At 70.0% G+C, this 11,117-nt stretch carries 9 protein-coding genes; 3 read left to right on the forward strand and 6 right to left on the reverse strand.

Annotated elements, in window-relative coordinates:
- Positions 1–631 (forward strand): biotin/lipoyl-containing protein (locus D7V88_RS33150; protein WP_120544622.1); only part of this gene is annotated, 631 nt, incomplete at its 5' end.
- A 13-nt stretch (positions 632–644) separates the two neighbouring features.
- Here the strand turns inward: D7V88_RS33150 and D7V88_RS33155 are convergent.
- From D7V88_RS33155 to D7V88_RS33175, 5 genes are all read right to left on the reverse strand, one after another.
- On the reverse strand, positions 645–2,204 hold the full coding sequence (locus D7V88_RS33155; protein ID WP_120544623.1) for a ribonuclease H-like domain-containing protein: 1,560 nt from the start codon (positions 2,202–2,204) through the stop codon (positions 645–647).
- A gap of 16 nt (positions 2,205–2,220) precedes the next feature.
- The gene (locus D7V88_RS33160) at positions 2,221–4,641 is read right to left on the reverse strand and encodes a DEAD/DEAH box helicase (RefSeq protein WP_208726615.1); all 2,421 of its coding nucleotides are present in this window, start codon (positions 4,639–4,641) and stop codon (positions 2,221–2,223) included.
- Between the two features lie 153 nt (positions 4,642–4,794).
- Positions 4,795–5,265, reverse strand: a complete 471-nt coding sequence (locus D7V88_RS33165; RefSeq protein WP_120544624.1) for an NUDIX hydrolase — start codon at positions 5,263–5,265, stop codon at positions 4,795–4,797.
- Entirely contained in the window at positions 5,262–6,464 is a 1,203-nt protein-coding gene (locus D7V88_RS33170; protein ID WP_244238523.1) for a DUF2380 domain-containing protein, read from the reverse strand. Before D7V88_RS33170 ends, D7V88_RS33165 begins: the two co-directional genes overlap by 4 nt.
- 319 nt (positions 6,465–6,783) lie before the next feature.
- Positions 6,784–8,121: a hypothetical protein gene (locus D7V88_RS33175; protein WP_120544626.1), complete on the reverse strand. Its 1,338-nt coding sequence runs from the start codon at positions 8,119–8,121 to the stop codon at positions 6,784–6,786.
- A gap of 318 nt (positions 8,122–8,439) precedes the next feature.
- Here D7V88_RS33175 and D7V88_RS33185 point away from each other — a divergent pair, with 318 nt between their 5' ends.
- On the forward strand, positions 8,440–9,690 hold the full coding sequence (locus D7V88_RS33185; protein WP_120544627.1) for an ArsB/NhaD family transporter: 1,251 nt from the start codon (positions 8,440–8,442) through the stop codon (positions 9,688–9,690).
- 9 nt (positions 9,691–9,699) lie between these two features.
- On the opposite strand, the gene D7V88_RS33190 is transcribed toward D7V88_RS33185, so the two are convergent.
- The gene (locus D7V88_RS33190) at positions 9,700–10,527 is read right to left on the reverse strand and encodes a hypothetical protein (protein WP_208726617.1); all 828 of its coding nucleotides are present in this window, start codon (positions 10,525–10,527) and stop codon (positions 9,700–9,702) included.
- Positions 10,528–10,687: 160 nt separating this feature from the next.
- Between D7V88_RS33190 and D7V88_RS33195 the strand changes: the two genes are divergently transcribed.
- A partial coding sequence (locus D7V88_RS33195) for a GspE/PulE/PilB domain-containing protein (RefSeq protein WP_504814673.1) occupies positions 10,688–11,117 on the forward strand: 430 nt, incomplete at its 3' end.

An 11,117-nucleotide genomic window follows, 5' to 3' on the forward strand; every position in this document is an offset into this window, starting at 1 on the left:
GGCGTCGATGGTGCGGATGGATCGCATGGCCCGGGGCACGGTGCTGCTGGAGAAGGGCGAATGGGTGGAGGTCCCGGCGCCCGCCCCCGGGAAGGTGGTGTCGGTGGACGTGGGGCTGGGTCAGAAGGTGACGGCCGGGCAGGTGCTGGCGCGGCTGGAGACGGCGTCGGGTCCGGTAGAGCTCACGGCGCCCCAGGCGGCGACGGTGGGCCGCCTGTTGGTGGAGCAAGGGGCGGAGGTGGTGGCGGGCCAGCCGGTGGTGGCGGTGAGGGATCCGGAAGCGTTGCCGTCGCTCCATGTGCTGCTTCCGGGGGCGTACCGGTCGGAGCTGGCCCCAGGAATGACGCTGGAGTACCGGATGGAGGGCATGCCCGCGCCTCTCGATGCGGTCATCGAGAAGGTGGAGGATCCGGAGGCGTCACTCCAGTACGCACGGGCGAGGAAGTCCGAGATGGCGACAGGGGGAGACGGCGCCGTGCTGGTGCGTGCGCACGCGCCGGCGCGAGCCTTCATCCGGGACGGGCGGTCACGCCTCTACCAGGACGGGAGTACCGGCAGCGCCAGGGTGAAGCTGGGCACGCAGCGACTGCTCATCGCGTGGTTCCCCGGGCTGCGCCATGCGCTGCCGTGAGGATGCCTGACGCTCAGGCGCCCTGACGCGACAGCCTGCGCTCCAGCCGTTCCAGCCGGAGCTGGTGGTCCGCAGGCAGCTCCACCGGGGCCGCCAGGCGTGCGTGGTACAGCGCCCGGGACAGGTCCTTCAGCGAGTGCTCGTAGAGCTTCGTCAGCGACAGGTGCAGCGTCGCGCCCTGCCCGGGCCGGGCGAATGTGAGCGCTCGTTGCAGGTGCGACACCGCGGACTCGCAGTCGCCGGCCCTCCGGCAGAGGCGAGAGGCCACCACCAGCGCCTCGATGCCCACGTTCCCACCGCCCTCCGCCGCCGCCTTCGCGAACGCGAGCGCCCGCTCCGCATCCCCTGCCCGCTCCGCCACCACCGCGAAGCCGAGCAGGTCGCGCGGATCCTGGGCCTCTGTCCCCTCCGCCCGGAAGCGGCGCACAAGGTCGCCCAGCAGCGCCGCCAGCAGCAGCAGGTCCTTCTGGTTGTGCTCCAGCACCGGCACCAACTCCGAGCCGTCCGTGCCGCGCAGGAATCGGAAGTACAGCTCCGGGATGAGCGCCCCGTCCACGTCATCCACCCGGTGATGCCCCAGCACCTTCGACTCCAGGTGCACCAGCCGCGCGCCCTCGCCCCGGTGCTTGAACACGCGCCGCGCGCAGTGCAGCAGGTCCAGGTGCGGCAGCTCCTTCGGCACCGGCACCCGGTTGAGCACGAAGCGCGTGCGCAACAGCGGCCAGTCGAAGCTCTTGCCGTTGTACGTGACGAGGCAGGACGACGACGCCATGCGCTCGGCCAGCAGCCGCAGCATTGGCGCCTCTTCGCCCATGCGCCGGAGGAAGAGCTGCTGCACGCGCAGGGAGCGTCCTTCGAACCACGCCAGCCCCACGAGGAAGGGCACCGTGCCCGTGCCGCCCGCGAGCCCCGTCGTCTCCGTGTCCAGCATCAGCATCCGCGTGAAGTCCACCGACTCCAACTCCGGATGCAGCGCGAGGCTCGCCACCAGCCGGGCCTCCACGTCGAGCGCCGCCGCCACCGGGGCCATTCCGTGGTGATGCTCCGGCGGATACACCTGCTCCGCCACGTGCACCGTGCCGAACGACGTCGTGCGCGCTTCCACCGGCAGCGCCCGGGGCTCGGGCACCGGGGCCACCGCCCGCCGCGCGGAGGCCGTGCCCTGTCGCTCCGCCCAGAACGACAGCATCTGGCGCAGCGATTCCACCCGGGGATCCACTGGAGCGTCCGCGACGCCCGCCTTCCGGGCCGCGAACCGACGCCGCGCTTCCTCGCGCAGGTCAACGAGACCGGAGGATTCTCCGCCGTGTTCCTGGAGCGCGACGGGGCCCGAAGTGCGGACCTCGCCCGTCCGGTTCACGTCGAGGACAGGCCCCTCCTCACCATCCATCGAGAGGCGCTTGCGGAGCACGTCCACCAGCACCTCCGCGATGGTGGTCGTCCCTGCTTCTTCCGCCGTCGGAGCACCGACCTCCGCCCGCGCCTCCACCACGGTATTCACCGGGACGGGCGTCCCACGCGAGCCTCCGGGGCCCGCGCTGGTGAGTCGCGACAGCTTGCGCTTCAGGTCCATGCGCCGTCCGTGCTCCTCACTGCACCCCAGCGACGCCGAGCGCCGCCAGCAGGTCCAGCGCCAGCCGCTTGCGCGGATGCGTTCCCACCGGAGCGCTCCCCGGCTGCCCACCCGCCGCCGGCCCGATGCACGCCGGACACCCGTCCTCGCACGGACACGACTCCAGCAGCTTGCGCCCGCGCAGCAGCAACTCCTCGCGCTGATCGTACAGCCGCGTGGCCAGTCCCACGCCGCCGGGCACGTTGTCGTAGAGGAACAGCGTCGGCTCGAAGCCCACCCCACCCTCCTTGCGCGGCGGACCGTCCGGCTCATCCCGGCTGCCGAGCGTCCGGCCCAGGTCGCGCGGGTCGCTCATCAACCCCACGCACGCCACCGTGCGCAGCGCCGAACCCAGGCCGCGCAGCGCATCGATGACCGCCGGCCGGGGTGCGTCCATGGACCGCACCACCGCCTCCGGCACCGTCAGCCACAGCGCCGTGGTGTGCATCTGCATCTCCGGCAGCCGCACGTCGCCGTAACCGACGTTCTCATGCGTGTGGTACTTGATCTTCTTGTAGCCCACGACCTTCTCGATGACGGACACCTCGCCGAGCCCCGCGTGCAGCGTCGGGCCCACGGGCGCGCCCTGGTCCTCTTGAATCACGCTCACGCGCACGTTCGTCATCGCGTCGGTGAAGTAGTCCGGTGCCACCTTGCGCACGAACGCCTTGTGGTTCTCCAGGTCCAGCAGCTCCACCTGATACTGCTCGGAGTCGTGCTGGTAGATGGCCTGCTCGTGCAACTGCGTGTGCGCGGAGCGGAAGTCCATCTCCGCCAGCGTCCGATCGCTGCCGCGCTCGATGACCACCACGTTGTCCCACCCCACGCTGCGCAGCGACACGTGGTGTGCCGGGTACGCGTCCGACGACCAGTGGAACATCCGCCGCCCGCCCTCCGCCGCCTGCGACGGGTGCACCACCTGATGCTGCGTGAGGAAGTCCAACGCCTCCGTGGTGTTCTCCACCGGCACGTCCCCGAACGCGTCCCCTTCCTCGAAGGGCAGTTCGAAGGCCGCGCATTTCAGGTGCTGCACGAGGATCTCCACGTTGTCCGGATCAATGCGCGCGTGCTCCACCGGCGCGCCCGTGAGCGCCTTCGGATCCGACGCGAAGTATTGATCCAGCGGCGCGCTCGAAGTGACGAGCAGCGCCAGGCTCCCCATGCCCCGGCGCCCTGCCCGTCCGAAGCGCTGCGACAGCGCGGCCACGGAGCCCGGGTAGCCCGCGCACACCACCGCGTCCAGCGACCCGATGTCGATGCCCAGCTCCAGCGCGTTGGTGGCCACCACGCACCGCACCTCGCCCGCGCGCATCGCGGCCTCGGTGGCGCGCCGGGTGCCCGGCAGGTAGCCGCCCCGGTAGCCCTGGATGAGCGCCGGGTCCAGCTTCTCCTCCACGAACCGGTCGCGCAGGTACTTGAGCATCACCTCCACGTTGTTGCGGGACTGCCCGAAGAGCAGCGTGGACACCCCCGCGCGCACCAGATCCGACGTGAGCCGCACCGCGCTCTTGAGATAGCTGGCGCGGATGCCCAGCTCCGCGTTCACGACCGGTGGGTTGTAGACCAGGACGCGCCGCTCGCCGGACGGGGCGCCGCTCTCCGACACCAGCGCCACCTCGCGCCCCAGCATCCGCTCCGCGTGCGCCTTCGGATTGCCGATGGTCGCCGACGCCAGGATGAACGTGGGGGACGCCCCGTGGAACCGGGCCACCCGCTGCAACCGGCGCAGCACGTTGGCCAGGTGTGAACCGAAGACACCCCGGTACGTGTGCAATTCGTCGATGACGACGTAGCGCAGGTTCGCGAACAGCCGCGCCCAGTTCGCGTGGTGCGGAAGGATGCCCGTGTGCAGCATGTCCGGGTTGGTGAGCACCACGCCCGCGCGCTCCCGGGCCGCTCGCCGTGCATCTCCCGGCGTGTCGCCGTCGAAGGTGATGGCGCCGTGGCCCAGGCCCGCCTCGCGCATGAACGCCCGCAGCGACTCTTCCTGATCGCGCGACAGGGCCTTCGTGGGGAACAGGTAGAGCGCCCGAGCGTCCGGTTCACGCGCGAAGCGGTCCAACAGCGGCAGGTTGTAGCAGAGGCTCTTTCCGGAAGCGGTGGGCGTGGCGATGACCAGGCTCTCCCCGTCCCGGGCCCGCTCGAAGGCCTCCGCCTGATGGGAGAAGAGCTGCTCCACGCCCCGCTTGCGCAGCGCGTCCCGCACCTGCGGCGCCAGGTCCTCCGGCAGCGGCGCGAAGACCCCGGCCCGAGCCGGCGTCACGGCGTCGTGGACCATGTTCGGCCACACCTGCCGGTCCGTCCGCCAGCCCTGGAGCACGGCATCCAGCCCGCGAGCTCCCGACCATGGTGTGCGACGCGGGCCGGAAAAAGCCTCGGTTTCCTTCTCGGGCTTCATAGGGCCGGGCACTGTACAGACGTGTACCGGGAAGGACAACGCGCGTCACACTCCCGCCTGGAACCCGGCGGGTGACCGTTCCCGACGCACTCCGGTTTCACGTTCCTGGCTTCAAGTACGGAGATTTACTGAGAGTCAGTCGCCGGGAGCGGGTCAGGCCTCTTCGTCCGGCAGAAGCATGCGGAGGAGCGCGTCGTCGGGGCCGCGCGGAAACCAGCCAGGGGGAGGCGGACTGGAGAGGAGCACATCGCCGGCCCGGTCAACACGCTCCTTGTGTGTTTCTGGGGTGTAGGCGAACCACGAGCCGAGTGCCTTGGCGACCTTGAATCGGTTTGCGTCATCCAGCACGGCTGGCCACCCGCTGGGAAGGCTCTGAGACAAGAGGCGCACGAGAACATCACGGACAAAGCGCGTGACCCACTTGCTCTGTTCCGCCTCTGCGAGCAACCCGCTCAATACCTGCACCGCAGCGATGTCATCGTCACCAAGCTCGTCGGCCAGCACGTACAGTGGGACAGCAGGGCGCGCATCGGCAAAGGCCGTGAGTGAGTCAAAGCCGCGTGCGCGGACTCGCTCATACAGGCGCGCCTTGATGTTGCCCCGCCATGCATCTCCGCCGCTCATTGTCTTCTCCCGGGCGTGAAGTTCATCAGGATCCGGTAGTCCTTCATTCGATCCGCAACGATGTCCAGGACCTCATTGCGCGTCAACAGCCGGCCAGCCTTCGTCTCGGCCTTGCGCAGCGCATCCATGATCATCCGGTTCCACTCACCGGGCCATGTGCGCCCCAGTTTCCAGTTCCCCCCACCGTGGATCGCCTCGTGGTGGGCCCGCTCCATCTGGACGCAAAACTGATCAATGTCCATGTCACCCTTGAAGCCGCGCTGCTCGAACCACTCGCGGTGCTCCTGCGGCAGCACATGGTGTTTCGGAGCGTCCGACATGCCCGCCCCCGCTCTGCCCGTCACCTGCATGCCGCGCACCTCGGGGCTGTCCCCCAGCGCGTCGCGTACGCCCTGGGGCAGGTCCTGATGCGCCTGGGCCATCGTGGCCTGTCCGCCCTGAATGAGGACGGCCGCGCCGACGGCAGGAACGGAGATGACGCCCGCCTGCACGAGCCTTCGCATCATCTCCACCCACTCGGCGGAGACCACCATCCGCGAGCCCACCATGACGCCACCCGAACTCATCACGAGGCCCACACCCAGCGTCATGGGGGTCGAGGGCGGCACGCGTGGCATGGCCATCTTCATGGTGGAGATCATCGCGACCATCTCCACCGCCTGCATCGCCGCGATGACCTGCCCGCCAAATTTCAGGGTCTCGCGGGTCTCCCGCTGGAGCGTGTCGAATTCACGCGTCAGCTTCCCCATCATCTCGGGCATCGCGGTCGTCGCCGCCTCCACCTGCTCCGGGTCCAGTGAGGCAAGGCCCGTCAGCGTGGGCTCCATCAGCCCCCGCACGCGATACAGGTCCGCGAAGAGCTTCTCGACGCTGCACATGGGGCAGTTTCTGAGAATGGCGTCAGCGAGGTGGAGGAAGTCCACCCAGGTGGCCAGCAGGAGCGTCCCGAATTGAGCCGCCTGGAGCTTTGGCCCCGTCATGCGCAGCAGGCCCAGTTCCATGTCCGTGTCGCCAACTTCCGAGGCCGCTTCCGTCAACGTGGTAGCGCCCCCAAGCGCGCCATGAAGCCACGTCACCTGCTTGGAGCCCTGGTCGAGGTAGCGCGTGAAGACGCCGGTGAGGCTGAAGCCCCAGAGGTCCGGAGGACGGGCCGCCAACTTGGTGAACGCGGCCTCGACGTGGGTCAGGGAGCCCTTCACGTCTTTCGTCGCGTCGAGGACTGCCTGCCGTGTCACTGCTGCGCTCCGGGCCTCGCCCCCAGGGGCTGACTCCCTGCTGACGTCTCCCACGGCTGTCACGTCGTCACGCGGCTGCTGGCGGCGCAGGAGCCGTTGCTCAGACCCGGAGAGGACGCGTGGGAGAGCGTTCCAGGCGCGCGGGGGCTCGTCGTTCGGAGCCTCCACCCAGGCGGGCGAGGAGGCTTCTCGCGGTGCGTAGCTCAAGCTTCGACCTCGCCCAGGCGCTTGCGACACGGAGACGCATCCCGTGGCCATCAACACCAGGGCCAGCACCAGGGCGTCAACGCGCATCGTCCACCCCCAGGCCCACCGAGGCGAACGCCCCCGGCCGCAGCGTCCCTTCCGGCGTGGGGAAGAGCAGCGTGCCGCCCGTCCCCATCGTGTAGAGCTTCCCACCCAGGAATCGCCAGCGGGCTTCGGCGGCCCCCAGGTAGCGTGCCCCGGGCTGCCCCATGCCCACTCCGAGCCCCTTCAACGCCACTTCGAGGCTGCGCGCGAAGAACTGCACCGCCACGCGCCCGTCCACGTCGAAGCGGCCCCAGTTGAAGGCCTCTACCCCCAGCGACAGCTTCAGGTGCTTGGAGAGGCCGCCGTAGCGGACCGCGTCCCAGCCCACCTCCGCCTCGCCATAGGCGGAAGTCCCGTCCGGGAAGTGGGCCTCCGCCAGTGGCACTCCCTCCGGCCCCGCCGCTTTGAAGCGCGCCAACTCGTAGTCCGGGCCGAAGTATCCCTGTCGAAAGCCACCCTGCTGCCTGCGCACCTCCAGCCGCAGCCGCATGTCCAGCGCGGGTGTTACCGCATCCGCGCCCGCGCCTACCACCGCCCCCCATGCGCCGCCCGCGTCGGGCCGTCCGCCCCAACCGGCAAGCAGGTGGGCCTCGAAGCCCGGCCGCACCACCACCACGGCGGTTCCATCCAGGTGCGCCAGCGTCACCGGAGGCGCGCGGCCTCCGGCCTCCCCCCAGTCATGCACCGCCGACAGTGCCAGCGTGTAGCGACCCGGCTTGCGGGGCTGGCCGAAGAGGACGTGCTGCACGTCCAGCGCGACTTCCGCCCCCATGAGACGCGCGCCCAGCACGTCCGAGGCAAATGCCTGCGTGTAGAGGGGACCCAGCGTGCCGGTGAGGAATCCCCCGGCCGGGTGGTAGTCGGGATTGCTTCGGTTGGAGTAGCGCCGGACGATGTGCGCGGACAGCAGGCTGTAGGACTCCAATGCGCCGAACCAGACGCCCACGGGCGCGTCGTTCGAGCCCAGCTTGAGGCCGCGCACGAGCTGGCCCCAATCAGAGAGGCTGTCCCAGTCCTCCCGCCGCACGAGGCCCGTGCCTTCCCTTCCACGCCACAATTGCAATCGTACCGGGGCGCCCAGATTGAGGCCGAAGTCCTCGCCGCGCTCGAAGACGAGGGTGGGCTCCACCTGGAGGAAGCCCTCGTCCGTGCCGACCCCCGCGCGCGGCAGCAGGACCAACGTCGTCGCATCCAGCCGCAGCAGCGAGCGCCACGCAGAGTCCCGCACGCGCTGTTCCTCCCCGGCCTGCGTCTCGGGGACCTCCTCCGCCCCCGCGACGACCGGCCAAGCCAGCAACAGCCATACCGCCCCACTTCGCATCATTCGCATACACGACTCCTGTGAGCGCCCCGGCGAAGGGAGCAAAGAGCACACGTCTGACGTTCAGCCCGGAACGGGCCGGCTGCTCGTCGCTGCCCAGAGGTGAGGGGAACGGGGCCGGCCACGTCCAATCCCCCGCCGCCCGGCTGGCGCCCGCTCGGCCCTGACGACGAGTTGCTCCGCACGCTCTTGCCTGACGAGGACGCCCGAGGACGACCCCAGCGGCGTCCTTCGTCCGAGCAAGTCTCGTCCCGACCCCGTCGTTGGAGCAGCGACGAGTCGCATGTCTCGACTTGCCTGACGGCCGCGACCTAGTGTCCCGCGCCCGTGGCGCTCGCGATCTTCCTCTTCACGTACATCTTCATCGCCGGGGCACGGCTGCCCTTCGTCAAACTGGACCGTCCCGGAGGCGCGCTGCTGGGCGCCACGCTGATGGTCGTCGTGGGCGTCGTCACGCCCGCGGAGGTGTTCGGCCACAGCGCGGACCGGGCCCAGCAGGCCATCGACATGGACACCATCGTCCTGCTGCTGGGGATGATGCTGCTGGCCGCGTACCTGTCCCAGGCGAAGTTCTTCCGCGCCACCGGTGCGAAGGCGCTGCGCGTGGCCCACACGCCCCGCGTGCTGCTGGTGGCCGTCACCTTCGTCAGCGCAGTGCTGTCCGCGTTCCTCGTCAACGACACCGTGTGCCTGTTCCTCACGCCGCTGGTGCTCGTGGTGGTGGAGGACGCGCGCCTGCCGCCCGCGCCCTACCTGCTCGCGGTGTGCATGGGCAGCAACAGCGGCTCGGTGGCCACCTTCACCGGCAACCCGCAGAACATGCTGATTCAAGGCGCGTCCGGCCTGGGCTACGCGCGGTTCGCTGGCTACATGGCCCTGCCCGCCCTGATCTCCACCGCCATCGTCGCGATCGCGCTCCTGTACCTGTTCCGCAAGGAGCTGCCCTCCGCGCGCTTCGACACGCACCCGCCCCCCGTCGACGTGGACCGCAAGCTGCTCGGGCTGGCGCTCGGGGTGCTGCTGGGCGTGGTGGTGGCGTTCTTCGCGGGCCTGCCCATGAGCTGGAGCGCGCTCGCGGGCGGGGTGCTGGTGATGTCGCTGTCCGGACACGACTCGCGGGATGCGCTGGAGCGCGTGGACTGGGTGCTGCTGCTCTTCTTCGCCAGCCTCTTCGTCGTCGTGCACGGGGTGAACAAGGCAGGCTGGGCGGAGGAGATCCGCCTGGTGTTCGCCCCGCTGATGGCCGGGCCCCCGTGGCGCGAAACGCTGGGCTTCGCGTTCCTCACGCTCGTGGCCTCCAACCTCTTCAGCAACGTGCCCTTCGTGATGCTCGCCCGGGCGTGGGTGCCCGCCATGCAGCAGCCGGAGCTGGCGTGGCATGTGCTCGCCCTGGGCTCCACGCTCGCGGGCAACCTCACCCTCGTCGGCAGCGTGGCGAACCTCATCGTCTTCGAAGCCGCGCGCGGCAAGGTGCGCATGACCTTCTTCGACTACCTGCGCGTGGGCGTGCCCGTCACCCTCGTCAGCTTCGTCGTCGGACTGGGCGTGCTCCTCGCGGAGCACGCCTTCTTCCCCTGAGGCGGGGGCCTACGCGTCCGGATCCGGCAGCTCGCCCGGAGGCAACTGTCGCTCGGGCGGCGTCGGAAGCGGCGCGGCCGCGGGCGTGACGGCGGAGGGCACGGTGTCCACGGCCGTGTCACCCGTGGGCGCGGCGCCCTTGCGGTTCTGCGGCGTCAGGTCCTTCACGAACATGTCCGCCACCTTGTCCAGGAGCGCGGTCATAGCCAGGCGGTACAGCTCCGGCTCCTTGCCGACCTTGAACGGATCCAGGTGCGGCTCGCCCTGATCCACCGCGTCCATGTCGAAGGGCCGGCGCCACAGCTCCGCGCGGCCGTCCACCCGGAACATGCGCCCGTAACCCTTGAGGTAGGCCCCGGCGCGGCCGTCCTCGCTGCGCATGCCGAAGTCCTGGATGACGAACTCCACGATGGTGTCCGCGCCCAGCGGGGCCATCAAGTCGTAGTCCGGGGCGTTGGCGGGCACCTCCTCCACCAGGAAGCTCTCCAGCGCGGTGGCCACCCGGGCCGGATCCAGGACGTCCGTCCACGGCGCCTCCTCCGGCAGGCGCGACAGGGTCGTGACGCGCAGGCGCTCCGACAGCTCGAAGCGCGTCACCGCCTGCTGCAACTTCACGGTGAGCCGCCGGTCCGCCTCCTTGTCCTCCAGCTTCTTGAGCTTGCCGGAGTAGGCCCCGTCCTCACGGAACACGAGGCTCTTGGGCCCCGCGCCGTCCTCGATGCGGGAGATGAAGGCCGGCCGGTGGACCCGATCCAGATCCGCGCCGGAGAGGCGCTGCGAAGCGCAACCGACAGTGAAGGCCAGGAGGATTGCCGCGAAAAGAGGGCTACGCACCATGGTGGTAAGGCTACCCCATCCCCGCGCCAGGGGCCCGTTTGCGACCCGCCAGAGGCCCTGGAGCGGGGGCTGGCTGCTATGCTGCCGGGCCGTGACCGCTCCCCCTTCCGTTCCCCCCGGCCCGGGCCCCAACCGCAAGCGTCGGCTTGGGGAAATCCTGATGGACGCCGGACTTTTGACCGAAACCCAGCTCCGCACCGCGCTCGCCGAACAGCGCAAGTGGGGCGGGCGCCTGGGCCTCACCCTGGTGCAGATGGGCTACGTGGACGAAAACTCCATGGTGCACGCCCTGTCGCGGCAGTTGGCCATCCCCACCGTGGACCTGGACAAGCACGTCCCCTCCCCGCCCGCCATCCAGGCGCTGCGCGTGGACATCGCCGAGCGCTACACCGTCTTTCCCATCAGCGTGGACCTGGCGTCGAAGACGCTCACCGTGGCCACGTCGGATCCCACCAACGTGGAGTCGCTCCAGGAGCTGGGCTTCCACGCGGGCCAGCGGCTCCAGGTGGTGGTCGCGACCGCGTCCTCCATCGAACGCGCCATCCGGCACCACTACCACGGCGAAATCACCTCCACGGCCGCCACGCCCC

Source organism: Corallococcus terminator (assembly GCF_003611635.1).
Classification (GTDB): Bacteria; Myxococcota; Myxococcia; order Myxococcales; family Myxococcaceae; genus Corallococcus; species Corallococcus terminator.